Consider the following 25106-nt stretch of genomic DNA (forward strand, 5'->3'; position numbering starts at 1 on the left):
AAAAAATGTAACTGTTTCCAGCGATTTTTTACTATTTTTTTACTTAAAATCGAGAAATGTAACAGTTTCCATTTCTTTATTTTACTAAATAAAGTAAAATAACAAATAAAAGGAGCTGTTTGCATGAGAAACTTCCAAGAAGCATTAAGTAAGAACCCTCTTCGAACCAAAACCGATCTAGAAGAGGCCCTTGTTGATCTGGTCACTCCCGTATACGAATGTATGGCACAACAAGGAACTCCCGGGAGGGTCCACCTAGGAAATTCAGGAGCGGTGTACACTCAGGAAAAGAGTGACATCGAAGGCTTTTTACGGACACTCTGGGGATTAGGCCCATTGTTCAGCCAAGAAGAAGCGTGCCTTCGTTACCCAAAACTTTTTCAACAAGCCAATGCCGGGATCGTTGCAGGCACCACCCCGACCTCTCAGGAGTACTGGGGAAAACTGCATGACTACGACCAATTGTTTGTGGAAATGGGTGCCCTTGCTAGCTATTTGATTTTTACCAAACCCATCTTTTGGGATCTCCTCACACCAAGAGAGCAAACAAATCTCTTTGATTGGCTCAATCAGATCAATCAGCACACCATCCCTAAAACCAATTGGCTCTTCTTTCGGATTTTAGTTAATACCTTCTTTGAAATGGCAGCATTGCCTTTTGTAGAAACCACCCTTTTGGCTGATCAAGAAGAGATCGAGAGGTATTACTTAGCAGACGGCTGGTATTTTGATGGCTATGAAAACCAAATCGACTATTATATTCCTTTTGGGATGCAATACTACGGACTCCTTTACAGTGTTCTTACTTGTCGTTCCCAATGCCCGTATCAGTTTAGCTACCGTCAAAGAGCCGCTACGTTTGCGCAATCCTTTAAACAGTGGTTCACGAAAACCGGTGCGGCATTGCCTTTTGGTCGTAGTCTAACGTATCGGTTTGCGCAATCAAGTTTCTTTGCTGTCGGTGCTTTCGCCGATATAGAATATGAAGGCTTCACAAAAAATGAAGGAAAATATTTACTGTTACAAAACATGCGTTACTGGTTTCGCCAACCAATCTTTACGCAAGAAGGCTTTTTAAGTATTGGCTATGCCTACCCCAACCTAAATATGGCTGAAGGCTATAACGCACCAGGATCGCCTTATTGGGCTTTCAAAAATTTCTGTGTATTGGCCATCCCAGCGGATGCTGAATTTTGGACGCTTGAGGAGCAGATGCCAACCTTTGCCACACCGGTGCGCAATCCGCATAGTCGGATGCTTTTGGTGCATAACCAAGAAGGCACAGAATTGCAAGCTTTCACTGCGGGGCAACATTCCCACGAACATGCTCACGGCAATGCCAAATACGAAAAGTTTGTCTATTCGACAACGTTTGGGTTTAGCGTACCGAAAGCAACCGTTTTATTGAAACAAGGTGCCTATGATAATACATTGGCGATCTCAGAGGGGCAGACGGATTTTAAAACAGCTTTTGGTTACGAAGCCTTTGCGATTGAAGATGACTACGTCTATAGTCGCTGGCGCCCCTACGAGCAGGTCGTCATCGAAACCTTTGTGATTCCGATGTATCCTTGGCATCTACGTTACCATCGGATTCAAACGGATCGAAAGTTGCAACTGGTCAATGGCAGCTTTGCAGCACCAGCTGATGGTGCTGCGCTTTCTAGCAAAGAAGGCACCTTTTATCAAAGCTCGGTTGGCTGTGTCGGTATCAAAAGCTTCCCGACGCATCAAGAAGGTACCCTCTTGATGCCAGAACCCAACACGAATCTACTTTATAGTCGAACAGTCATCCCTCAAATAAGCAAAACCGTTCTCGCCGGACAACAGGAATGGCTCGTTGCGTGTTTAGGCAATGCCTTTTCTGATCAAATCCCACCCTTTGATGTCACTATCACAGCGGACAAAGTAGCAATGAGCCAAGGGGATCAGAGAAAAACCATTCAGCTTAGCTACTAGCAAAAAATTACTGGCAAATGCTAGTAGAAAAGCTACCGAAAACACCTTTCTGATTTACGGGATTGAAGAATGTCCCCCCAGAAGTTCGATTTCAGTCTAAGGTTTCAGCATCGGTACCTTCTGATCCCTCCGTCTCTATTGGCAAAAAGCAAAAAAATACTTGTACCACAAAACGGTGCTTCACGTATTGTGAAGTGCCGTTTTTTTGGTACAAGTGATTCATGTTTTGATCGACGATCAGTGCTTATTTCCCAAAAAGCTTTTGGAGAAACCCTTTTTTCTCAGGGACTTCCTTTGTTTCAGTCACCTGAAGCGGTCCAGTTTCCTTCACGACTTGCTGAAAGCCACGATTGTCTTGCAGCAACAGACCGTTTAGTTCCAGGATCCCAGACAGACTGCCAATCATCCGCCGCACTTCTCCCGCACTTTTGCCGAAAAAGCGCTGGTCGTCATTTGCTTCGGCTTCTTCCAAAATAACCAGCAGCTGCTGGATGCTTTGATTTTGTTCACCTAAGACGTACGACAACTGGTCAACTTCCACTGTTGTAGTTGCCGCTGACGGTACTAAATCTGTTACGAGCTTTAAGCTATCTAAATAATCCTTTAAGTCAAAAATGAACGTTTGTGCCGCTTCATTATTCATTAATTGGCTTTGACTCAATTTTCTTTGTAGCGCTTCCATTTCACTTGAACGTTTAGAAAGTTCGCTTACGATCGTTTCTGTATCCATACGCCACCTCCTAATGACATTGTCCCGTTTTCTCTTTCATCCGTCAAGAATTCGTCGGACTTTTTTCTGCGTTTTTACCGATCAGACCTGCCTATTGCTCCTGTTGGTACTTTGACGGTGCGCAGCCATAGCGCTTCGCAAAGAGCCGATTAAAATGGTTGATGTTTTGGAACCCAGATTGAAACGCCGCCTCTCGAATCGTTAGTGTTTCGTTGCTGCGTAAATAAAAAAACTTTTGAAACCGAGCTTGCAATAAATCTTCTTTGGGCGTGGTATGAAAAAATTGTTGATAGAGCTTATAGAATTGGCTTTTACCGATGGAAAGCTCTCGGCTAAACTGGTAAAAATCCCATTGCTGTTCGCAATTGACTAACATTTTCAACCGCATCGCTTGAAACAGTTGATAGTGTTCGTTTTGTGGTTGCGGGATGCTTTCTTCAAAATTGCGTTCAAGTAAGACCAATAGGTTTGTCATATACGCCGCGATCAATTCTTCCGTGTGCCGTTGTGGCAACAAGGATTCATGATTGATCTTTTGGATCAATTTGTTGATTTGTTGAATATTTTTCGGCTGGAACAGTTGATTACAAGGGATCGCATAGGTTTCTTCGATCACCTGATCCGTTTGAAACTCAACAAAGCTATTAAAAAAATCTTCTTTGCCACGATAATCTTGATAGACGGTTGGAGGAAAAAGAATGCAGCTACCTTTTTCACTAGTTTCTTGATGACCATCTTCAAAAGTGAAAACCATTGGAGACAACGTCAACACGAAAAGATAATGCTTTAAGCCAGAGGGGCGATAAATATGATCGGAAACAGCATTGTGCATTTGAAATCCTGAATAGGTTACGTTCAACTTCTCACTCCTTCCTACTTGTCTTTAGTATAAAGAAAACGGACAAAACGTCAATAGAATAAGACAGAATGTAGTGTTTATTTTCATGGACTATCGCTACAATGAAAGAAAAGAAAGGGGTTGCAAAATTGAAGAAAACTACGATGTATTTAGACAAACACTTTATTTTGGCACCAGTCGACGAACGGATCTACGGCTCTTTTGTGGAGCACTTAGGGCGCTGTGTGTACGAAGGGATCTATCAACCAGAAAGTCCTTTTGCCGATGAGCAAGGCTTTCGTCAAGATGTCGCTGCCTTGATCAAGCAGTTGAATGTGCCGATCGTCCGTTACCCAGGAGGCAATTTCGTCTCTGGGTATAAATGGGAAGATAGCGTCGGCCCTAAAGAGCAACGGCCAGCAAAAATCGATTTGGCCTGGCGGGTAATCGAAAGCAATCAGTTCGGCTTAAACGAATTTATGGATTGGACCAAACAAGTCAATACGGCACCGATGATGGCGATCAATCTTGGGACACGAGGAATCGAAGCAGCGAAAAACTTGATCGAATACACCAATTTAAAAGGCGGCAGCTATTATAGTGACCTCCGTCGTGCCCATGGGGTGGCCGATCCTCATGACATCAAACTTTGGTGTCTAGGCAATGAAATGGACGGTCCTTGGCAAGAAGGACATAAGACAGCCGATGAATATGGCCGGCTCGCAGAAGAAGCTGGCAAAGCGATGCGTTTGGTGGACCCAACGATCGAAACCGTCGCTTGTGGTAGTTCTTCTCTCACGATGCCGACCTTTGGCATGTGGGAAGATACAGTATTAAGTCATTGTTACGATCAAGTCGACTACATTTCCATGCACCAATATTATGGCAACCGTAACGGCGATAGCCAAGATTATCTAGCAAGCAATGTCGCAATGGATCAGTTCATCAGTCAAGTCGCAGCAATCTGTGATGCAGTGAAAGCCAAACGCCGAAGCAAGAAGACGATCAATATTTCCTTCGACGAATGGAACGTCTGGTATCACTCAAATGAACAGGATCAAAAAATTGAACCTTGGAGTCAACACCCACCACAATTAGAAGACGTCTATCACTTTGAAGATGCGTTACTCGTCGCAAGCATGATGATCACGATGCTTCATCACGCAGATCGCGTTAAAATCGCCTGCATGGCACAGCTGGTCAACGTGATCGCACCGATCATGACTTCCGATACTGCCGCTTGGAAACAAACGATTTTTTATCCCTATGAAATGATCAGCAACTATGGTCGCGGTCACGTGTTGCATAGTATTCTTCGAGGGGCTGATTTCGATAGCAGCCACGGAAAAGCTTCTTATGTGGATGCCATTGCGATCGAAAACGAAGATGACTATTTGACCTTTTTCTTAGTAAATAAGGATTTGCAGGATGCCAATGAATTCACTTGCGACTTGCGTCAATATGATTCATTGCAAATCGCTACCCATCAAGTCTTGCACCATCCAGACTTGCATGCCGTCAATACCGAAGCAACCCCGAACAACGTTGTGCCAGTCAATGGAAAAACAGCGGAATTGAATGACGGCATTTTGCGTGTCGTCTTGGAAAAACAAAGCTTCCAGATGCTACGCTTGAAGAAAAACGGCAGCAAGTAACGAGTATATCTGTTTAAGCAAAAAAAAGCAGCAGCCTTGGTGACATCCTGAAAAAGCGAGACTTTTACGGAGTGGAGAAATCCACTCCTTTTTTATGATCCCCCCTGTTCACTTGCTATTTTTCGCATTCTTAACTGATCTGGGCAAAAAGGCGGCAACTGCCAGCTTGTTTTTCAAAAAAAGAGACGACAAAAGAACACCCTGCGGCAGCTAAGATACCGCAGGGTGTTCTTGATTCATTGTTTAGCCGTTATAGGCATCAACGATGATTTGTTTCAATTCAGAGATTAGTGGTTCTTTTGGATTTGCTGTTGTACATTGGTCTTCATAAGCCAATTCAGCCATGCGATCAACTGTTGTATCTAGTGTTTGTTGAGTGACGCCTTGCGCTTTCAAGCTCATGTCGATACCCACAGATTGTCCTAATTCGTAAACAGCTGTTGCCAATGCTTCAACCAATTCAGCCGTTGTTTTGCCTTTAAGGCCTAAGAATTTCGCAATGTCTGCGTAATCTGTATCGGCACGGAAGAAGTCATATTTAGGGAACATTGCATGTTTTTGTGGGTCTTTGGCATTGTAACGGATGATGTGCGGTAAAAGAATCGCATTTGTACGTCCGTGAGGAATACCATATTCACCACCGATTTTGTGGGCTACTGAGTGACAAATACCTAGGAATGCATTGGCGAAGGCCATACCTGCCATTGTTGAGGCATTATGCATTTTTTCGCGAGATTCCATATCAGGTGTTTTCACTGATTTTTCTAAGTAGTCAAAGACTAACTTGATTGCTTGTAAGCTCAATCCACGAGTGTAATCAGATGCCATTACTGACACATAAGATTCGATCGCATGAGTCAAAACGTCCATTCCAGTGTCTGCTGTAACAGAAGCAGGTACTGACATTACGAATTGAGGGTCAACGATTGCAACATCTGGTGTCAATGCGTAATCAGCTAATGGGTACTTCACGTGTGTTTCACTGTCAGTGATAACCGCAAATGGTGTTACTTCAGAACCAGTACCAGACGTTGTTGGGATACAAACGAATTGCGTTTTTTCTGGTTTGTCGATCTTGTATGTCCGTTTACGGATATCTAAGAATTTTTGTTTCGCGCCGAAAAATGAAGTATCTGGGTGCTCATAGAACATCCACATGCCTTTGGCAGCATCCATTGCTGATCCACCACCAAGGGCGATCACTGTATCTGGTTTGAAATCAACCATCATTTTTGTTCCAGCGTAAACGGTGTTTGTTGATGGGTTTGGTTCTACGTCAGAGAAGACTTCGATTTTCACGTCATTTTTACGACGAGCAAGTACTTCACGAACCGTATCGCAATAGCCGAATTGAACCATACCAGGGTCACAAACGATCATGACACGTTCAACGTTTTCCATTTTCTCCAAGTACATTAGAGAGTTCTTTTCAAAGAAGATTTTTGGTGGCAATTTAAACCATTGCATATTATTTCTCCGTTTCGCTACAGTTTTCACGTTGATCAAGTTCACAGCAGAAACATTTCGTGATACAGAGTTTTTCCCGTATGAACCACAACCAAGTGTCAATGATGGAATCATTTCGTTGTAGATATTTCCGATACCACCTTCTGCAGATGGTGTATTAACTAAGATACGGCAAGCTTTCATGCGTAGGCCGAATGCTAATTGCAAGTCTTCGTTTTCAGTGTGGATCACCGCTGTATGGCCTAATCCGCCTAAATCAAGCATTGCTTCACATTTTTCGAACGCGTCTTCTGTGTTGTTTGCTTTGATCATTGCTAAAACTGGAGAAAGTTTTTCTCTTGATAGTGGGTAATCAGCACCGACACCGTCAAGTTCAGCGATCAATAATTTTGTTCCTTCTGGTACGTTGATGCCTGCTAATTTCGCGATTTCCATTGCTGAATGTCCAACGATTGCTGGATTTACGGCATATTTTCCTTCGTTCATCACGGCATCTTCAAGTTTTTGTAATTCTTTTGCTTTTACAACATAGACTTGATGTGCTTCAAATTCTGCTTTCACAGAGGCATAGACTTCTTTATCAACGATCACTGCTTGTTCAGAGGCACAGATCATTCCGTTATCAAAGGTTTTTGATACGATCAAGTCATTGACTGCTCGTTTCACTTTCGCTGTTTTTTCGATATAAGCAGGTACGTTCCCTGGTCCAACACCTAATGCAGGTTTACCAGTTGAGTATGCTGCTTTGACCATGCCAGCGCCACCAGTTGCTAATACGATCGCAATTCCTGGGTGGTTCATCAATAAGCCAGTCGCTTCGATTGATGGATGTTCGATCCATTGCACACAGTTTTCAGGTGCCCCAGCAGCGATGGCTGCATCACGAACGATACGTGCAGCTTCTGCTGAACATTTTTGTGCAGATGGGTGGAAAGCAAAAACGATCGGGTTACGTGTTTTCAAAGCGATCATTGCTTTAAAGATCGTTGTAGATGTTGGGTTAGTTGTTGGTGTTACCCCACAAACGACACCAACTGGTTCAGCGATTTCGATCAAGCCTTTTTGTTTGTCTTCATTGATCACGCCGACTGTTTTGTCATGTTTGATACTGTTCCAAATATATTCTGAAGCGTACATGTTTTTGATCGCTTTATCTTCATAGATACCACGGCCAGTTTCTTCTACTGCCATTTTAGCTAAAGGCATATGTTTGTCTAATGCTGCCATTGCCATTTCATGAACAATGTGGTCCACTTTTTCTTGATCAAAGCTTTCCATTTCTTTTAACGCCACATTTGCCTTCGTTGCTAAATCGTCAATCATTGCTTGTACGTCGATTGTCACTTCTTTTTCCAATGTCTTAGCCATTGTATGTCCTCCTAGTTTTTAAACATGTTTTGTTTGTTAACTACTTCACATACAGATCATACAACATCTTTTTTCGTTTGTAAATAGTTTTTGTGATTTTTTTCACAGTTTTATTAAACTCCCATTAAATTAAGCGTTTTCATCATTTCGTACTGCAATATTCCTTGAAAAAACTGTCCTAGGCAGTAAGAAAAATGAATGTGTTATATTGAACAATATCTAAATTATTTATAATGATTCGTGAACATGTGGCTTACTTAAAACGGACCATTCCGTAATCCGCTGCCCTTTCTCAATGAATTGCTTTTTACGTCCATACTCACAAGCTTTCAACACTAGCGGTGAGGCATTGGCGGCGTGAAATTGTTCCAGCGGCAAAAAGACACAGCCTAACGAATCTTGTCCATCAAACTGCGGGACATGTGAAATTGGTGCTCCTGCTGTTTCTTCGATTTGATAAAAAACACAGATATGATTGTTCATTGTTGTCTCTTTGTATCGCCAAGGATAGAGAAAATTAATTGTTCCTAATTGATGATAGCTAGTGACGGTCATGCCGGTTTCTTCTTTAAATTCTCGACACAGCGTGTCTTCCAGCAATTCACCTGCCTCCATGCTGCCGCCTGGTAAATCATAGCGGTTTTGATAAGGTCCCGCCTTCTTTTTGATGACGGCCAAGCAGTTGCCTTGAAACAAAATTCCATATACTCCAAATGCGGTATGGTACATCTTCTCAACTCCTTTTATTGATCATATATCTTCCAGAAGCAAGAAGCAACAGATTGCCAAGTTTGGCTTTATCCGCTGCTTTTGCATTTCTAGTCGATGAACCAAAAAGACTGCTGACGAATCCTCTATCGCCAGCAGTCTTCTATTAATTGCCTAATCGCCTGAAGGAAAAACCCCCGCTGATTCTTTAAATTCACGAATATCGGAAGCTGAAAGTACATTCAAGAAGGCGCATAGCAAGTGAATGGTTTGACGATAATCTTCTTTATGAATCACCAAGCGGGAAGAATGCATATAGCGGGTGGGGATCGACAGGGTCATTGCTGGGATGCCTTTCATTGCTTTATGGATATTGCAGGCATCGGTGCCGCCAACAGTCATAAAATCGTGTCGGAAAGATAGCTGCTGCTCAAAAGCGAGTTCTTCCATTTTTGCCACAAGACCGGGATTGCCGATCGTCAATGAATCAAGTACGGAAAGCACGGTCCCTCCGCCTAATGTCAATCCGCCCTGATCAAACAAGGTATCTTCAGCTGTCGTCACATCCAATGCGATCGCTAAATCCGGTTTGATTTGGTGTGCGGCCGTGCGTGCACCGCGAATACCGACTTCTTCTTGAGTTGTAGCAGCAAAATAAACATCCACTGCCAATTCTGAAGAAGCTAAGTTTTTCATTACTTCGATACAAGCTGCTACGCAAACGCGATCATCCCAAGCTTTACCCAGCAAAAAATCAGGATCATTCATTTCTCGAAACATCGTATGCGGCGTGACCATATCCCCAATGGCGATCCCCAGATCTTTTGCAGCTTCTGCTGAGGCCACACCGAGGTCTAAGTAAAAACGATTTGCCGGAATGACTTTGTTTTTCTCGTCTGTCGGCATACCATGAGGCGCACGGCTTCCGATGACGCCCACAAATTTCTCTCCAGATACTGTGGTGACACGCATTTCCTGTGCCGGCATGACGTGTCCCCACCATCCGCCTACCGGCAGAAGTTTTAGATAGCCCGCATCTGTGATTTCTTTTACCATAAAACCTACCTCATCCATGTGAGCAGAAAGCATGACTTTCGGTGCATTTTTCTGTGTGCTTTTTTTGACGAGGATCAGCGAACCTAAGGCATCATAGAACAAGTCATCAACATATGGCTGTGTATATGCTTTGACGATACGAGACACTTCTTTTTCCCGCCCGCCTATACCATCAGCTTCACTTAGGGCTTTCAGAAGCTGAATATCTATTGTTTGATTTGTCATTAAAATCGTCTCCTAGCGGTTTTCTTCTTTGAAAGATCGGATTGCTTCTTCGTCAAGCTCAGTCAAAAAACGCGCCAATGCTTGCAGTGCTGTTTCATAGTCGCGGCGGGCAACGACTTGAGAAGCAGTGTTCTTGTTTCGCACAGACAAACTCGCTAACAAAATAGGACATCCGGTACGCAATTTGTTGAACCAAGCCCCATCTGATGCTTCAAAGGAAAAATAACTCTGACAGGGCAGATTCGCAGTTTGACAAACTGCTTTCAACCGCTCCAGCGGCAAGCGATTTGGCAGAACGGTCGGATTGTAATACGTTAGCAGAAGGCCTTTACCCAAAAAACCTTGCTGATCTTCTTGTTCGTTTTGGTAATCCATTGCCTGGGCAGTATCAAGAACGATCGTAAAATCCGGCGCTGTTACATTGGCTGCTGTCTGAGCTCCTCTGGTACCGACTTGTTCCTGCACCGTACAGCCGATCATCAGATCGTAGGGCAATTTGACACTAGCAGCTGCCATTGTTTTGACTAAATCAATGGTTTGACTAACATTGATGCGCCCGTTCCAATTGGACGCAATCCATGCTTGTCCATTACTGGTTTCTTTCATTTTCGGCGCAAAGGTCACCATGTCGCCTAAAATGATTTCCTCTGCTAAAACCGCATCTTTTGATGAAAAACCAAAATCCAACAGTACTTCATCTTTTTGACTTTTGCCATGATTGTCTTTATCGATGCCTAAAACCACCCCAAAATACTTTTCACCGCTACGGGTGATTAGCCGAACTTCTTGCCCCAGCAAGCTGTTGGCTTCGATTTTTCCCATGATGAGTCCGCGGATCAGTCCATTTGCTTCGATTTTTTTCACGAAAAAGCCTGCTTCATCCATATGAGCGCTCACCAGCACTTTAGGAGCCGCCGGTCTTTCTGATCGAATGACGGCATAAATAGATCCTAGATTATCGTAGATGATTTCATCGCAATAAGGCGCATACTTTTTTGCCAGTAATGCGGCTATCGGCTTTTCTCGTCCGGAAACACCAGGTGTATAAACGACTTCTTCTAACTGACGCATTAATTCTTCCATATTCTCGCCCTTTCTAATAGCAGTGCTGTTCAGCGAAGGCAGTGATCTCTTGGTGTGCTGCTTTCATTTGGCAAAGCGTCAGCATATCATTCATTGCCTCGGTCAATCCAGTACCGCCTTTTTTCGGCATCTTCACGATAGTGACTTGGTCTTTATATGTTTCAATTGCCTGCTGGCACTCTGGCGACATGGCGGCAACTGCTGGGATCTGTACTTTTTCTTCAATGATCTGCGCTGTTTGGGCAGCCATCTCGCCATACTTTTCATAGTTGAAACAAGGTCCGCATAAGACCGCATCTGCTCCGAGTTTTTGAGCCATAGCAGCAATTTTTAGTGACGATTCTTTCGGATTTTGTAAATAATAGTCATCTCCGCAATAAATAGTGGCGAGAACATCGATTTCCTTTTGTTTCAGCAATTTCTCAAACATTTTGACTGATCCGATCGCCGTTTTTTGTCCGCCAAGCGGCTGATCACCATGCTCCTTGCCGCCTAATCCTGCTTGAATCTGATCTAATAGAAAAATAATTTTCATGGTTGCATCCTTTCTAAAGCAAATGATCGATGGAAAGATCATCAAAAGATAATTCCAAAGCGTCATTTTTGGCTTTTTCTGCTTCACGTTCTTCCTTCAGATATTGTTTGTCCAGCGTCATAATAAACGGATAATAGATCAAACACCCAATGGCTAACAAAACAAACTGCCAGATTGACGCTACCAGACTACCGGTACTCAAGTAGCCGGAAAAACCGATCGGAGTTGTCCATGGTAAAGATACCCCTGTTGTATAAGGAATCAATCCAAGATTCGTTACGAGAGTCGACAGCAAAAGATTGATCATCGGCACGGCAATAAAGGGAATAATGATAATTGGGTTCAATACGACCGGCAAGCCGAAAATGATTGGTTCATTGATCCCGAAAATCCCCGGCACTAGTGATAGTTTCCCTAATTCTTTGATTCGTTTTGATTTACAAAACAGCACCATGATGATGACTAGTGACAACGTCGAACCGCCGCCGCCAAAATTGGTAAAGAAGTTTGAAAATGGATCGGTAAAGATATTCGGTAACGCTTGTCCCGCTTGAAATGCATCTAGATTTTCCATCGTTAAAATACGCAAAATCGGTGAAAATACGGAATTGGCGACTGCTGGACCATTGATGCCGAAGAACCAGAAAATCGTACATGCCAGACTGTAAATCAATTGGGCAGTCAAGGTATTGCCCGCTCCCTTGAGAGGCATTTGCAAGACATTAAAAATAAAGTCATGTACGGTACCATACGCGGTCAATCCAAATAAAATGTTGATAATAAAGAATAAAAGCATAACGAGGGCACTCGGAATCAATGCGGCAAATGATTTTGTAACAGCAGGCGGAACCCCATCTGGCATTTTGATCGTCCACCCTTTTTTCGTTGTATAGGCATAGATTTCAACAGAAAGGATCGCTGTCAGCAAGCCGACAAAAATACCGTTTGTTCCTAAATGATTGAAAGAAAGCCCGCTTATTGGGTCCGCAACGCCTTCAACTACCAATTTATTCGGCGTTAAGATCAAAAAGGCGATGACGGCAACGGCTGCTGCTTGGATTGGGTCGGTCTTCTTTTCTCTTCCGTAGGCATAGGCTGTTCCTAAGCAGGAGAAAAAACCGACCGTATTAAAGACAGAACCGGAAACTCTAGTCACCCATGATTCCCACCCGCTGCCAAAAAGACCTGCCCAAAATTCTGACCATCCTGGTATCGGGAAATTGGCAAACAGCAAGAAGATCGAGCCAACGATTACCAGCGGCGTTGTGATTAAAAAACCATCGCGTACAGCGATCAAGACTTTATTTTGTCCGAGTTTGACTGCCAGAGGCATCAAAATATTTTCAATTTTATTGAACATTCCATTCTTCCTTTCATCTTGTGTCTTTCATGGTAAAGCTGGTTGATTCCTTGATCAGACTGGTGCTTTGATCCGTTTTTCATAAGCCTCCAACCATTCTTTCGTGATGGGTTCGATCACGGTTGTCTGCTCAGGTCCTGGTGTTGCCATAAAAATAGCAGGCTCTTGATTGGTGGTTGCGACACTAAAGGTAAATTCTACATTGGTTGCCACCCCCCAGCGACCCTGTTTATCTAAGGCGATCAGCGAGAAGGCGCCGGCTTTGCCGTAGCGCTTCTTCAATCGCGCTTCAAAGCCGTAAACGGCTTGATCACATGCTTCTTGCGGTGCTAGCCCTTCTCCCATCAAACGGACGATCTCGTAGGAAAGGCAGCCTTTCATCAAGTCTTCCCCTAACCCTGTGGCAGCGGCACCGCCGATTTCACTATCCACATAAAAACCAGATCCAGATAAAGGTGAATCGCCAACACGACCGCTTTTTTTCATAAATAAACCAGAACTAGAGGTTCCTGCTGCCATGCTTTGGTGTTCATCCAGCGCAACTACTCCCACTGTATCGTGGCCGTCATAGGGATCGAGGTTGTTGGCAGCGATCTCTGCTTTGCGCTTTTCCCAAATAGTTTTGGCTCGCGGTGTCAGCATCTCTTTGGGCTGGAATCCTTCGGCAAGCGCATAAGCGACCGCTCCTTGGCCGATCCGAAAACTATTAAATTTCTCCTCACTTAGGCTGCGTGCCACGGAAATAGGATTTTCCACATCGACGATCCCAGCGACGGCACCAATTTTGAAGGTATCACCATCCATGAAGGCAGCGTCCATTTCCAACACGCCTTCTTCGTTTGGCAGTCCGCCATACCCCACCGATTTATAAAATGGATAATCTTCCACTGCTTTAATGGCTGTTTCTACTGCATCTTGGCAGGAGCCTTGTTGCTCTAATATTGCTTTAGCAGCGAGCACGCCATCGTGTGCCATCCGCCATGTAGCAATCATTCCCCACATAACTATCCCTCCATTTTTCATAGCGCTTTCAAGTATATTCTATACGGTATATACTAGTATGTCTATACTAAAAAAAAGAGTTTCTCAAAAAAATTGGAAAAACTCTTCTTCGTTCGTGTCTTCGCTTATTTTGTCAGTGCTTGTAAGCTGCGCAAATAAATTTCAAGATTCGTCCGTAGATCGGCAACCGCCATGTACTCATCTTGGTTATGAGCGATCCCTTTTTGCCCTGGAAAAGACGGACCAAAAGCAAGGATGTTTGGCATCTTGCGGGCATAGGTTGCTCCTGTAGTGGTCACGGGGGTTGGATCATTGCCCGTTACTTGGTGATAGATCGTCGATAGCTTTTGGATTTCGGGGGCATCTTTTGATCGGCAGAACCCTGGAATGCTGCGAAGGATCGTAAGGCTTGCCCCTTTTGGCAATGCCTTTTGCACCCCAGCGAGCACTTGTTCCTCCGTTACCGATACAGGATAGCGGAAGGCCACTTCTAACGCTAGTCCACTGGCGGATTTTTGGAGAACCACAGGGGTCAAGATCAATTTTCCTGAATCAGCATCTTCTAGTACCAAATCAAGGCCTTCGCCATAGTGCTGCTGGTGAAAACTTTGGGTGATCCACTGAAAAGCTGCTTGCAATGACGGTGTCGCCGCCAGTTGCGGTGCCGCTTGCTGCGCAAGTTTTGTAATGGCATTGTCCCCTAGCTCAGGGGCATTGCTAGGGGAGCGTTTGCCTAGTGCTTCAAAGGACTGGCTGCCTACGGTTACCGACAGGTGGTCTGGCACATGATCGCGGAATTGATCGCCAGAAAACGCAGCTAACAGCTGAGTTTCTTGGACGGGCAATGGAAAATCAAGTTGCACGTTGACGACACCCCGTTCGCCGTAAACCACTGGATACTTGCAGTCTGGCGTAAAACCAAAACGCGGTGGCTGCTCAACCGCTAGATAATGCGGGATATCCGACATGCCGCTTTCTTCATCTGTACCGAAAATGATCCGCAGCGGTAATTGCGGTTGATGACCAAGGTCTTTCAATACTTTCATGGCAAACAAACAGCTGATGATCGGGCCTTTGTTATCTAAGATCCCTCGGCCATAAAAGTTGCCGTCTTTTTCAGTTAGTGCAAACGGTGGGTAGCTCCAGCCAGAACCTGCCGAGACGACATCCAAGTGTCCTAACACACCGATATAGTCGGTATCCGTTGGTCCCCAATGGGCATAGCCGATCGCATCATCGATGATCGTTGTTTGAAACCCGTATGCTGCGCTTTTTTCCATGACGTATGCTAACACTTCTCGTGGTCCTGTGCCATAAGGCGCATGGGGTGCCGGCTCACCTTTGACGCTTGCGATCTGCATCACTTCGCTCAAAAGCGTGAGAAATTCTGACCAATTGGCTTCAATACTTGCTGTGAGTGGATCCATTGTCTTCACCTCTAAAGGATTGATTTTATTTTTGACGCACTAATGTATTTTTGAAGGTATATTTGTCTGCTCGGTAATAGGATATATCGTATAAGATCGGTTTGGCTGATGCGGAATAGGTCATCGAATGGACCAAAAGCATCGGTTCCTCTTGAGGCACCTGTAAAAGTTTCGCAATATCGGCAGGACTTTTCACAGCTTCCACCTCTTGATGGGAATAACCAATCTCGATGTTGGCTTCAATGACTTGATACAAAGACGACTCTAATTGAGCTTTCGTGAGTTCTGCGGTGTCTTCTTGAAGATAGCGTTTCAGTACGTAAAGATTTTCCACCGTCATCGGCTCATCATCAAAGTAACGCAAGCGCACCAAATAAACGATCGGTTCCTTGGCGTAATCGCCAAACAGCTGACCAATCTCTATCGGGAGCTCTTTGACGGTTTCGATATGCAAAACTTCCGTACGGGTCTTTTTCCCTTGGATTTTGGCGGTCTCGGTAAAACTTTGGAGCCCGCCAGAGCCGCTTTGGATCTTGGGCTGTTTCATGACATAGGTTCCTTTGCCTTTTTCTTTCACTAACAAATTTTGGCCAATCAATAGATCGATGGCTTTGCGCACCGTTAAACGGCTGCACTGAAATTCCTCTGCTAAATCATAATCGGAAGGAAGCTTTTGGCTCGTCACGTACGTACCTTCATGAACCCGTTGCGCAATCTGCTGGGCAACTTCTTGAAATACTGCTTGTTTTTTCAACGTCTCTCCTACTTTCTTTCACTTTGCTACCATTCATAAAACGATCGATTGGCACTGACGCCAGAAGAAACACTGACAAACGCTTGTTCATCGATTCCTTGGATCATGCCTTCGACGGTCTTGAGTTCTCTATGGGAAATGACCAGTAATAATAGTTTTTTCTGTTGATGATCAAATCCACCTTCGACATCGTTGATGACCGTGATGCCTCGCTGCAAGGCACATTGCAACGTCGTAATGACGGGTTCTGCTTTTTCTGTAACGACCAGCAGCTGTACACGCCGCTGCTTCAGGTTGACGTAGTCGACCATCCGCCCACTGATGAAGAAGGAAATGGCACTATAAAAAGCATAAGGCCAGCCAAAGATCAGCCCAGCTGCTAGCTGCAAACTGACATTGAAGCCGATAAAGAAACTGCCGATACTTCTACCAGTGGCTTTTTTCACTAAAATCCCTAAAATGTCAAGCCCACCCGTTGAAAAATCGTCGTTCAATGTCAAGCCCACCGACACCCCGTGCAGCACTCCGCCAAACACGGCACAGATCACCGGATCGGTCGTTAAAGCAATGACCGGAACCACCTTCATCATAACAGAAGACAGGACGACGGTACAAACCGTCATGATGGTAAATTCTCGATCGATTTTGACCCAAGCAACCGCTAACAATGGCGCATTAAAAAAAAGCACCAAAAGCGGGATCGAAAGCTGCAGATTCAACTGCTCATCTAAAAGCTGCGACAGCAATTGCGACAAACCAGTGATCCCACTCGCATAAATATTTCCCGGCAGCCAAAAGAGATTTAGGGCAATCGACGACAGCAATGCATAGATCAAAGCAACAAGCATTCGTTTTCTATAACGTGCCATGTTTTTCCTCCTCCACTTCGTTTTTAGTATATATCATTAAGTATATACTGTCACGCAGAAAAAGCAGGCGAAATGAGGGGAAAAACAGGAACGAACCAAGGTAAAAACACGCCAAAATCAAGGAGTAAAACGTTGGTATCAAAGGTTTTTTAAGATTTTTTTAAAGCGAGTAAATCACTTGAAATTCGCTAAAAAATGAATAAAATAAAAAGTGTAAAAACAAAAGAATAAAGAAAGGATGATTCTTATGACACATGAGATTGTGCCACGCCGCTCAGATTCATACAGTATGACACCTTTTGATTTCTTTGAAGATTTTGGCCGCAGTTTTTTTGATGGGTTTCCATCGAACCTGATCAAAACCGATATTCACGAGAATGACAAGGAATTTCTCGTTGAAGCAGAACTGCCTGGCATCCCTAAAGAAAATATTCAAGTAACCTATGAAAATGGGGTTTTAACGATTACGGGACAACACCAGACGGATCATGCGACCGAAGATGAAAAAGGACGTCTGGTTCGCAGCGAGCGCAGCTTGACAAGCGTTCGGCGGCAATACCTGTTAGAAAACGTCAAAGAGGATGAAATCAAAGCCTCTTACGCTGAAGGAATTTTGAAATTGACGTTGCCAAAAGACCAAGGCAAACAAGCGTCAAAGAAACTGATTCCCATCGAGTAACCAAGGCAATCAAAGCACCGCAGCAAAACGAGCGATCTCTGTTTTGCTGCGGTGCTTGTTTTATTTTAGAAACTGTCCGACTACTAAAAAAATGGGACTGTGACATAAGTCCATAGAAGAAAACCGCAAGAAATGACGAGAAATCGTTCATTTCTTGCGGTTTTTTGGGTAAAATAAAAAGGAGCACCGGTTGCCGCCAATGCCCCATCATTTAATCCTGAAAGGACTAAACAAAATGTATACTAATTATAACATGAATCAACTCACTTTGGATCTATCTACTTCATTTTCTCCAAAAGAAAATCATGTCGCCGTTTTTATCCATGAACTGGTCGAAGCGCTTCAGATTAATGACCCCTATCTTTTTGGTCGACCAAGAGAATATGATTTAGGTGCCATGTTGAAGTTGGTTCTTTTTGCGTATACGCGAGAAACCTTTACAAGTCGCAAGATTGAACGCTTAGCTGAAGAAAACCTCTATGCTCGCTGGTTGACGCAAGAACGGGTTCCAACTTATCGAACGATCGCCCGTTTTTGTGTATCTAACGATGTGCAGGAGTTGACCAATAAAGGCTTAGATCAGTTGACAGAGTATCTGCGTGCACGGAATCTGATTGATGATGCGTTGTTTATCGACGGTACAAAAATCTTGGCAGATGCGAATAAGTACAGCTTTGTCTGGAAGAAAAACACGATCCGATTCGATCAAATGAATCGCGAAAAACTGCTTACTATGATGACGGAACTAAGAGAAGCGTATGCCCTGAAACAGATTCCCGAAGGGACGTCCTTGACAGTAGACATGATAGATGAACTGTTAACACGGATGGAACTACGTCTGGAAGAACTAGAAAAAGAAGTTGAGGCAACGAAACGTCTTTCGCCAAATCCAGCGAAACAACAACGGCGAACGTTGAAAAGCCAAGTACGCAAATTAAATACAAAACGAGAAAAACTTCTGGAACATCAAACGCAGTTTTCTACTTATGGGACAAGAAACAGTTATTCAAAAACTGATCATGATGCGACATTCATGCGCGTAAAAGAAGACCCTATGAAAAATGGCCAACTTAAGCCTGCGTATAACCTGCAGATCGCTACTTGTAATCAATTTGTACTCGGCTACGATGTCTTTCAAAACCCAACAGACACTAAGACACTGAAACCATTACTGGAAAAGATGAAGATTGCACAAAAGTCCCCTCATTATTTGGTCGCCGATGCAGGCTATGGTTCAGAAAGCAATTACCGCTATATAGAAGATGAACTTCCCCAGCATACTGCACTGATTCCTTATGGAACGATGTTTAAAGAACAAAGCAAGAAATGGCAGACAGATGATCGGAAAGTAATGAATTGGGATTATGAGCCTAAGGAGGACTTTTACATCGACCCCAAAGGGGTACGATTCAATTTTCATGCTTACCGTCAACGAACAGATGCGGATGGCTTTGTCCGAGATTTTAAAGAATACCAAGCAGAAAAAACGGATGCGAACCAAGCGCTCATTCCTGAAGCCTTAACCCCAAAGGGGAATCGCAGAAAGATCACTGTAAATCCGTCTTGGGAATACCATAAAGAAAAACAAAAAGAGCGCTTATTAACGCCTGAAATTCAAAAAATATATGGTCGGAGAAAGATCGACGTGGAAACAGTCTTCGGATTTATGAAGGCTTGTTTGGGTTTCACTCGATACACGGTTCGGGGCTTAGAAAAAGTCAGAAAACAGACGGGTTTACTCATTACGGCAATCAATATGATGAAATTGACAAAAATAGGTACTTGAACTACCCAAAATGAATAAAAAAAACAAGGAGCACTCGAAAAATCACATGATTTTCGAGTGCTCCTTATATTTTGGAGAGCGTAACTAGTTAACTTATGTCACGCCCCCGTTTGTGCTTATTCTTTGGTTTCGTCTTGGATGCTCGTTGCGTCTTCGACATCAGCTGGTTCGATTTGTGTTTCAACGGATGCAACAGTTCCAGGTTTCACTGTGCGGATCGCTGAACGATCAAACTCTAAGAAAATTCCTTCACAGTCGATGATCACGGTGCTTTTTTCTGTGTTGACTTCAGAAAGAACGCCGTGGAGTCCGCCGATGGTTACGACTTCATCGCCAGCTTTCATATTTTCTAAAAGATTTTTACGCTCTTGCTGTTGTTTCTTTTGTGAACGACTCATAAAGAACCACATTGCCACTAAAGCAACCAGCATAAAGAGCATTGGTAAAGATTGTGCCATTTTTTTCACCTCGATTTATTTTCTTTCCTATAAGATACTTTATCAGAATTCCTCTATTATTCCCACCATTTTAGTAGAGAATGTTAGAAATTCCTCGCATTTTCCTTGTTGAACCCATACTCTTCAATAAAATGCTCACGGAACTCCAACAAGTTGTCATCCATGATGGCTTGACGGACATTTTTCATCAGATTCAATAAGAAGTAGACATTGTGGTAAGACGTCAAACGCATACCAAAGGTTTCATCACATTTGATCAAGTGGCGGATGTACGCACGAGAATAGTTTTTACATGTATAGCAATCACACTTCTCGTCAATTGGTCGAAAGTCACGGGCATATTGCGCATTTTTCACGACTAAACGACCTTTTGAAGTCATACAGGTACCGTTTCTTGCGATCCGTGTTGGTAAAACGCAGTCGAACATATCGACTCCGCGAATCACGCCATCGATCAAGGAGTCGGCTGCCCCAACGCCCATCAGGTAACGTGGTTTGTTTTCTGGAATCCAAGGGGTCGTAAATTCCAACACGCGATTCATTTCCGCTTTTGGTTCGCCAACTGACAGGCCGCCGATGGAATACCCTGGGAAGTCCATACTGATCAAGTCTTGGGCACTTTGCTTGCGCAAGTCTTCAAAGCCTGCACCTTGAATGATTCCAAACAAGCCTTGACGATCTGGATTGGCATGGGCTTTCAAGCCACGCTCCGCCCAGCGAGACGTCCGTTCCACCGATTTTTTGACGTAGTCATAGCTTTCATCAAATGGCGGACACTCATCAAAACTCATCATGATATCTGACCCTAATTTGTTTTGGATATCAATCGCTTTTTCAGGAGATAAAAACATTTTCGACCCATTCAAATGGTTTTTGAAATGGACACCTTCTTCGACGATGTTGCGCATTTCGGCTAATGAAAAGACTTGGAAACCACCTGAATCTGTTAAGATCGGTTGATCCCAATTCATAAATTTATGTAAGCCGCCTGCTTCTGCAACAATGTCTTCTCCTGGACGTAACCACAAGTGATAGGTATTGCTTAAAATGACGCCTGCACCCATTTCTTTCAACTCTTCAGGGGCAAGGGTTTTGACCGTTGCTAATGTGCCGACTGGCATGAACATTGGCGTTGGAAAGGTTCCGTGAGGCGTGATCAGTTCGCCTAAACGGGCACCGGTATGCTTTTCTTTCTTTATAAGACGATAACGAATGGCTGGTTCCGTCATTCATTTCCCTACTTTCTCTCTATACTCGATTAACTGTGCAACGCTATCTATGATAAGGGTTGCCCTTACATTTTGCAAGGAAGTTTAAAGAAACTAAGAGTATTTTCTCCTAGTCATGCGAAACATCTATTACTTTTTTTTGAAGATTTAGCGAAAGTTTGCTATCATGTTATTTATATTGAAGGGAGGTTTTTTGAAATGAAATCAAATAGAGAACTAAAAGCAGAAGCAAAAGCAATGCTGCGAGGACGCTGGAAAGACAGTGTTTTGATGTGTATTGTACCGACTTTGATCTCGATCGCTATCGCATTCGTCATTATCGTCCTTACTGTTATTCCATTGTATCAAAGCGGTATGTTCAATGATCTTGGTTCTACCGATGCAGTCAATTCCGCTAGCGGCAGTGGTGGCAGTGGCGGCGGCGGTTTGATCAGCGGTCTATTTTCTGCCTTATTCGGTGCTGGGATCTCTTGGACTTTCCTTGATCTTTTACGCGGTAAAAAACAGTCGATCCAACCCTTTTCTGATGTCTTTCGTGGCTTCAGTGGTGCTTTCGTGTTAGGGATCATCGTCATTTATATTCTGTCGACTATTTTCACGACGTTGTGGACGTTCCTGTTTATCATTCCTGGGATCATCAAAGCTTATTCTTATTCTCAAGCATATTTTGTCTTTTATGATACCTATGAAGAAACGGGCATGCGGCCAGATTTTCTCAGCTGCATCACAGGTAGCCGTCATTTAATGAGAGGCTACAAAGGGCAACTGTTCATCCTTGATCTGAGCTTCATCGGCTGGCACATTTTGGCCATCATGACAGCAGGAATCGGCTACTTATGGTTGACGCCATACATCAGTGCAACCAAAGCAGCGTTTTATGACAATCTGCCTAAACGAGCACTTGCTTAAAAGATCGGTTCGCCGGTCTTTTTTTTGAGGAAAACGACCTTTTTCTTTTGCAAACGCTTCCGTTTCGTGTTATAGTATACGTGTAAGGAAGGTAGCAACTCTGTTGGTGGTTTTCGTAAATATCGCAAACTCAATCTACTAAAAGTTGTTGAACGTACAAGTTTCACCTAGTACCAAACGTGTAAAGTAACAAGAAGAAAAACGTAACAAGGATCGAACATTTCCATATCGAAAAATGATACGTCTCATTTTGTATCGGAATACACGAAACATGTGTAAGTTTGTAAAGGAAAACAAATTTTCGAGAAACATTGCTTTGCATGGACCACAAAAAGCGACCACCACTTATACCTTCCTCTAGTAGTAAGCTGGGCGACAAAAAAGCAGTTCTAAAAGTTGAGAAATTGTTTCAACTTAAAGAGCCGCTTACGTCGCTCAGTTTTTTTGTTTATTTTAAGAACATCGCATCGCCAAAGCTAAAGAAGCGATACCGCTCATCGATGGCATGTTGGTAGGCAGAAAGTGTTAGGTCGCGTCCTGCAAAGGCACTGACTAACATCACTAAGGTTGATTTTGGTAAATGGAAGTTGGTAGAAAAAGCTTCCACGATTTTAAACTGATAGCCTGGCGTGATAAAAATACTCGTCCACCCACTATCGGCTTTGATTTGCCCATCAAACTTAGTCCCAATGGTTTCTAACGTACGGATCGAAGTCGTTCCGACTGCAACGATCTTGCCGCCATTTGCCCGAACCTCGTTCAATTGAGCGGCAGCTTCTTCTGTCAAACGGTAAAATTCGCTGTGCATCTCATGATCAGCGATATTATCGACACTCACTGGACGAAACGTTCCTAAACCAACGTGCAAAGTCAGATAAACCAGCTTGACGCCTTTTGCGGCGATCTGCTCCAGCAATTCTGGAGTAAAATGCAAGCCAGCAGTCGGTGCAGCAGCTGAGCCGTTTTCTTTGGCATAAACCGTTTGATAGCGGTCTGGGTCTTCAAGCCGTTCTTTGATATAAGGCGGTAACGGCATTTCGCCAAGTGATTCCAGAATCTCTAAAAAGATCCCTTTGTATTGAAAACGAATGATCCGGCCGCCGTGATCGAGCTCTTCTTCCACCACTGCCTCTAATCGTCCGTCGCCAAAGGTGATCTTCGTGCCGACTTTGGCTCTTTTGGCTGGCTTGATCAAGGTTTCCCACGTATCCCCTTCAATATTGTTCAGTAAGAGGATTTCTAAATGGGCACCTGTTTCTTGTTTTTCGCCATAGATACGAGCTGGTAATACCCGTGTATCATTCATCACCAAAGCATCCCCTGGTGCCAATTCATCAATGATGTTATAGAAGTGCTTGTCCTCAAATTTGCCAGTCTCACGGTCAACCACTAATAAACGGGAACTTGAGCGATCGCTTAATGGCGTTTGGGCGATCAGTTCTTCCGGTAATTCAAAATCAAAATCTTCAGTTGTAAGCATGTTGTTCCTCTCTTTCCCTAAATTCTTCTCTATTCTAGCATGTTTTTATAAAAATTGAAAAAACAGCTTTTTATTCTGCCCTTTCTTAGAAAAAAATAAAGAGACTGCTGCCAAGGCCTTCTGCAAAAAAACCTCCTTTTTCCCAATGAAAAATAACGGGGGATCTTCGCCGTTTCTTTTCTCTATGCATCGCTCCTTAATGTGGACTTGCTTCTGGCGCTATTTTCGGTTTTGTCTATACAATTATGAAAAAAATGGGCAGATTATTTGAATAACAAGGGACTTTTCGGCATACTTAGTACAGATTCTAAGCCATTATTCAGATTGCTTAAATAAAAATAGAGGTGACATCATGATTGAGTTTCAGCAGGTATCCAAAATTTACAAAGGTGGTAAAGTCGCTGTTGAAGATGTGAATCTTTCCTTTGAAAAAGGCGAATTCATTTGCTTCATCGGGACAAGTGGTAGCGGAAAGACGACTTGTATGCGGATGATCAACCGTATGACGGATCCTTCTAAAGGAAAAATCTTGATCAATGGAAAAAGCGTTACAGAGATCAACCCAGTGGAATTACGCCGTCAAATCGGCTATGTGATCCAAAGCATCGGTTTGATGCCTCACATGACGATTCGGGAAAATATTACATTGGTTCAAAAATTGTTAAAAGTCAGCCAAGAAGAACGCAACAAAACTGCCGAGCGCATGATCGATTTGGTGGAATTGCCGCGAGAAATGCTCGACCGCTACCCCAACGAATTATCTGGGGGCCAACAGCAACGGATCGGTGTTGTCCGTGCCTTGGCAGCTGACCAAGATGTCATCTTAATGGATGAGCCTTTTGGCGCACTAGACCCAATCACTCGTGATTCCCTACAAGATTTGGTCAAAGACTTGCAAGAACGGCTTGGAAAAACCGTCGTCTTCGTTACCCATGATATGGATGAAGCATTGAAACTTGCTAGCCGCATCGTGATCATGAGTGAAGGAAAAGTCATTCAATTTGATACACCAGAAAATATTCTGCAACACCCAGCAACACCGTTTGTGGAAGAATTGATCGGTGAAGACCGCTTGTTGCAAGCAAAACCTGACACAACGCCAGTTAAAGATGTGATGTTGAATACCCCGATCGCTATCACACCAGAAAAATCCTTACAAGAAGCGATTCATTTGATGCGGGAAAAACGGGTCGATACCTTGCTGGTTACCGACAATAGCAACGTGCTAAAAGGTTACATCGATGTCGAATCCATCGACCGCAACCGTGGCAAAGTTACTAGTGTCGGCGATATCTTGAACAAAGATGTCTTTTTCGTTCGTGAAACCGCCTTGTTGCGGGATACCTTGCAACGCATTTTAAAACGCGGCTTAAAATATGTGCCGGTAGTAGATGCCGACAAACATTTAGTCGGGATTTTGACCCGTGCTTCCTTAGTTGATATCGTTTATGACGTGATTTGGGGCGATGAGCCATCGATCATGGAAGCCATTGAGTCGGCGAAACCTGAAGAAACTGAGGAGGTCTAGC

The 25106-nt window shown here is 43.7% G+C and carries 21 protein-coding genes; 6 read left to right on the forward strand and 15 right to left on the reverse strand.

Annotated features, from left to right (window positions below; genetic code table 11):
* Window positions 1-123: 123 nt before the first annotated feature.
* Window positions 124-1959, forward strand: coding sequence for a DUF2264 domain-containing protein (locus IGJ15_RS13590; protein ID WP_010748757.1), 1836 nt, complete (start codon window positions 124-126; stop codon window positions 1957-1959).
* 244 nt (window positions 1960-2203) lie between these two features.
* On the opposite strand, the gene IGJ15_RS13595 is transcribed toward IGJ15_RS13590, so the two are convergent.
* Window positions 2204-2689 (reverse strand): hypothetical protein, encoded by a 486-nt coding sequence (locus IGJ15_RS13595; protein WP_005227363.1) that lies wholly within the window; start codon window positions 2687-2689, stop codon window positions 2204-2206.
* A 91-nt stretch (window positions 2690-2780) separates the two neighbouring features.
* Complete coding sequence (locus IGJ15_RS13600) at window positions 2781-3548, reverse strand: AraC family transcriptional regulator (RefSeq protein ID WP_010748756.1); 768 nt, start codon at window positions 3546-3548, stop codon at window positions 2781-2783.
* 101 nt (window positions 3549-3649) lie between these two features.
* Here IGJ15_RS13600 and IGJ15_RS13605 point away from each other — a divergent pair, with 101 nt between their 5' ends.
* Complete coding sequence (locus tag IGJ15_RS13605; RefSeq protein ID WP_010748755.1) at window positions 3650-5182, forward strand: alpha-N-arabinofuranosidase; 1533 nt, start codon at window positions 3650-3652, stop codon at window positions 5180-5182.
* A 243-nt stretch (window positions 5183-5425) separates the two neighbouring features.
* Here IGJ15_RS13605 and adhE read toward each other — a convergent pair whose 3' ends face one another.
* The 10 genes from adhE to IGJ15_RS13655 all read right to left on the reverse strand — a co-directional run bounded on the left by adhE (window position 5426) and on the right by IGJ15_RS13655 (window position 17036).
* Window positions 5426-8017: a bifunctional acetaldehyde-CoA/alcohol dehydrogenase gene (gene adhE / locus IGJ15_RS13610; RefSeq protein WP_010748754.1), complete on the reverse strand. Its 2592-nt coding sequence runs from the start codon at window positions 8015-8017 to the stop codon at window positions 5426-5428.
* 228 nt (window positions 8018-8245) lie between these two features.
* Complete coding sequence (locus IGJ15_RS13615) at window positions 8246-8746, reverse strand: NUDIX hydrolase (protein ID WP_010748753.1); 501 nt, start codon at window positions 8744-8746, stop codon at window positions 8246-8248.
* Between the two features lie 153 nt (window positions 8747-8899).
* Complete coding sequence (locus IGJ15_RS13620) at window positions 8900-10006, reverse strand: M42 family metallopeptidase (RefSeq protein WP_010748752.1); 1107 nt, start codon at window positions 10004-10006, stop codon at window positions 8900-8902.
* A 12-nt stretch (window positions 10007-10018) separates the two neighbouring features.
* Window positions 10019-11089 (reverse strand): M42 family metallopeptidase, encoded by a 1071-nt coding sequence (locus IGJ15_RS13625; protein WP_010748751.1) that lies wholly within the window; start codon window positions 11087-11089, stop codon window positions 10019-10021.
* Between the two features lie 13 nt (window positions 11090-11102).
* Complete coding sequence (locus IGJ15_RS13630; RefSeq protein ID WP_010748750.1) at window positions 11103-11624, reverse strand: GrdB-related putative oxidoreductase; 522 nt, start codon at window positions 11622-11624, stop codon at window positions 11103-11105.
* A 13-nt stretch (window positions 11625-11637) separates the two neighbouring features.
* The gene (locus IGJ15_RS13635) at window positions 11638-12984 is read right to left on the reverse strand and encodes a PTS sugar transporter subunit IIC (RefSeq protein ID WP_010748749.1); all 1347 of its coding nucleotides are present in this window, start codon (window positions 12982-12984) and stop codon (window positions 11638-11640) included.
* Window positions 12985-13038: 54 nt separating this feature from the next.
* Complete coding sequence (locus tag IGJ15_RS13640; RefSeq protein WP_010748748.1) at window positions 13039-13986, reverse strand: N(4)-(beta-N-acetylglucosaminyl)-L-asparaginase; 948 nt, start codon at window positions 13984-13986, stop codon at window positions 13039-13041.
* A 125-nt stretch (window positions 13987-14111) separates the two neighbouring features.
* On the reverse strand, window positions 14112-15413 hold the full coding sequence (locus IGJ15_RS13645; protein WP_010748747.1) for a Sapep family Mn(2+)-dependent dipeptidase: 1302 nt from the start codon (window positions 15411-15413) through the stop codon (window positions 14112-14114).
* Between the two features lie 25 nt (window positions 15414-15438).
* Complete coding sequence (locus IGJ15_RS13650) at window positions 15439-16167, reverse strand: GntR family transcriptional regulator, LSA1692 subfamily (RefSeq protein ID WP_005227344.1); 729 nt, start codon at window positions 16165-16167, stop codon at window positions 15439-15441.
* Between the two features lie 26 nt (window positions 16168-16193).
* Complete coding sequence (locus tag IGJ15_RS13655) at window positions 16194-17036, reverse strand: YitT family protein (RefSeq protein WP_010748746.1); 843 nt, start codon at window positions 17034-17036, stop codon at window positions 16194-16196.
* 247 nt (window positions 17037-17283) lie between these two features.
* Here IGJ15_RS13655 and IGJ15_RS13660 point away from each other — a divergent pair, with 247 nt between their 5' ends.
* Together IGJ15_RS13660 and IGJ15_RS13665 are read left to right on the forward strand one after the other, a co-directional pair.
* Window positions 17284-17715, forward strand: coding sequence for an Hsp20/alpha crystallin family protein (locus tag IGJ15_RS13660; RefSeq protein WP_005227339.1), 432 nt, complete (start codon window positions 17284-17286; stop codon window positions 17713-17715).
* 235 nt (window positions 17716-17950) lie between these two features.
* A complete protein-coding gene (locus tag IGJ15_RS13665) occupies window positions 17951-19501 on the forward strand; it encodes an IS1182 family transposase (RefSeq protein WP_034695668.1) in 1551 nt (516 codons plus the stop codon).
* Between the two features lie 116 nt (window positions 19502-19617).
* Here the strand turns inward: IGJ15_RS13665 and yajC are convergent, their stop codons facing one another.
* Together yajC and tgt are read right to left on the reverse strand one after the other, a co-directional pair.
* The gene (gene yajC, locus IGJ15_RS13670) at window positions 19618-19959 is read right to left on the reverse strand and encodes a preprotein translocase subunit YajC (protein WP_005232170.1); all 342 of its coding nucleotides are present in this window, start codon (window positions 19957-19959) and stop codon (window positions 19618-19620) included.
* A gap of 83 nt (window positions 19960-20042) precedes the next feature.
* Window positions 20043-21188 (reverse strand): tRNA guanosine(34) transglycosylase Tgt, encoded by a 1146-nt coding sequence (gene tgt, locus IGJ15_RS13675; protein WP_005227333.1) that lies wholly within the window; start codon window positions 21186-21188, stop codon window positions 20043-20045.
* A 198-nt stretch (window positions 21189-21386) separates the two neighbouring features.
* Between tgt and IGJ15_RS13680 the strand changes: the two genes are divergently transcribed.
* Window positions 21387-22097, forward strand: coding sequence for a DUF975 family protein (locus IGJ15_RS13680; RefSeq protein ID WP_010748743.1), 711 nt, complete (start codon window positions 21387-21389; stop codon window positions 22095-22097).
* A gap of 448 nt (window positions 22098-22545) precedes the next feature.
* Here IGJ15_RS13680 and queA read toward each other — a convergent pair whose 3' ends face one another.
* Entirely contained in the window at window positions 22546-23577 is a 1032-nt protein-coding gene (queA, locus tag IGJ15_RS13685; protein WP_010748742.1) for a tRNA preQ1(34) S-adenosylmethionine ribosyltransferase-isomerase QueA, read from the reverse strand.
* A gap of 352 nt (window positions 23578-23929) precedes the next feature.
* Between queA and IGJ15_RS13690 the strand changes: the two genes are divergently transcribed.
* Window positions 23930-25105: a betaine/proline/choline family ABC transporter ATP-binding protein gene (locus IGJ15_RS13690; protein WP_005227327.1), complete on the forward strand. Its 1176-nt coding sequence runs from the start codon at window positions 23930-23932 to the stop codon at window positions 25103-25105.
* Window position 25106: the final 1 nt, after the last annotated feature.

This window comes from Enterococcus sp. AZ079, assembly GCF_050547255.1.
Taxonomy (GTDB): Bacteria; Bacillota; Bacilli; order Lactobacillales; family Enterococcaceae; genus Enterococcus_D; species Enterococcus_D casseliflavus.

Bases quoted from the DNA above. Each gene is read 5' to 3' on its own strand.
- IGJ15_RS13590 (WP_010748757.1), top strand. From the start codon at position 124: ATGAGAAACTTCCAAGAAGCATTAAGTAAGAACCCTCTTCGAACCAAA.
- IGJ15_RS13595 (WP_005227363.1), bottom strand. From the start codon at position 2,689: ATGGATACAGAAACGATCGTAAGCGAACTTTCTAAACGTTCAAGTGAA.
- IGJ15_RS13605 (WP_010748755.1), top strand. From the start codon at position 3,650: ATGAAAGAAAAGAAAGGGGTTGCAAAATTGAAGAAAACTACGATGTAT.
- adhE (WP_010748754.1), bottom strand. From the start codon at position 8,017: ATGGCTAAGACATTGGAAAAAGAAGTGACAATCGACGTACAAGCAATG.
- IGJ15_RS13615 (WP_010748753.1), bottom strand. From the start codon at position 8,746: ATGTACCATACCGCATTTGGAGTATATGGAATTTTGTTTCAAGGCAAC.
- IGJ15_RS13620 (WP_010748752.1), bottom strand. From the start codon at position 10,006: ATGACAAATCAAACAATAGATATTCAGCTTCTGAAAGCCCTAAGTGAA.
- IGJ15_RS13625 (WP_010748751.1), bottom strand. From the start codon at position 11,089: ATGGAAGAATTAATGCGTCAGTTAGAAGAAGTCGTTTATACACCTGGT.
- IGJ15_RS13630 (WP_010748750.1), bottom strand. From the start codon at position 11,624: ATGAAAATTATTTTTCTATTAGATCAGATTCAAGCAGGATTAGGCGGC.
- IGJ15_RS13635 (WP_010748749.1), bottom strand. From the start codon at position 12,984: ATGTTCAATAAAATTGAAAATATTTTGATGCCTCTGGCAGTCAAACTC.
- IGJ15_RS13640 (WP_010748748.1), bottom strand. From the start codon at position 13,986: ATGTGGGGAATGATTGCTACATGGCGGATGGCACACGATGGCGTGCTC.
- IGJ15_RS13645 (WP_010748747.1), bottom strand. From the start codon at position 15,413: ATGGATCCACTCACAGCAAGTATTGAAGCCAATTGGTCAGAATTTCTC.
- IGJ15_RS13655 (WP_010748746.1), bottom strand. From the start codon at position 17,036: ATGGCACGTTATAGAAAACGAATGCTTGTTGCTTTGATCTATGCATTG.
- IGJ15_RS13660 (WP_005227339.1), top strand. From the start codon at position 17,284: ATGACACATGAGATTGTGCCACGCCGCTCAGATTCATACAGTATGACA.
- IGJ15_RS13665 (WP_034695668.1), top strand. From the start codon at position 17,951: ATGTATACTAATTATAACATGAATCAACTCACTTTGGATCTATCTACT.
- yajC (WP_005232170.1), bottom strand. From the start codon at position 19,959: ATGGCACAATCTTTACCAATGCTCTTTATGCTGGTTGCTTTAGTGGCA.
- tgt (WP_005227333.1), bottom strand. From the start codon at position 21,188: ATGACGGAACCAGCCATTCGTTATCGTCTTATAAAGAAAGAAAAGCAT.
- IGJ15_RS13680 (WP_010748743.1), top strand. From the start codon at position 21,387: ATGAAATCAAATAGAGAACTAAAAGCAGAAGCAAAAGCAATGCTGCGA.
- queA (WP_010748742.1), bottom strand. From the start codon at position 23,577: ATGCTTACAACTGAAGATTTTGATTTTGAATTACCGGAAGAACTGATC.
- IGJ15_RS13690 (WP_005227327.1), top strand. From the start codon at position 23,930: ATGATTGAGTTTCAGCAGGTATCCAAAATTTACAAAGGTGGTAAAGTC.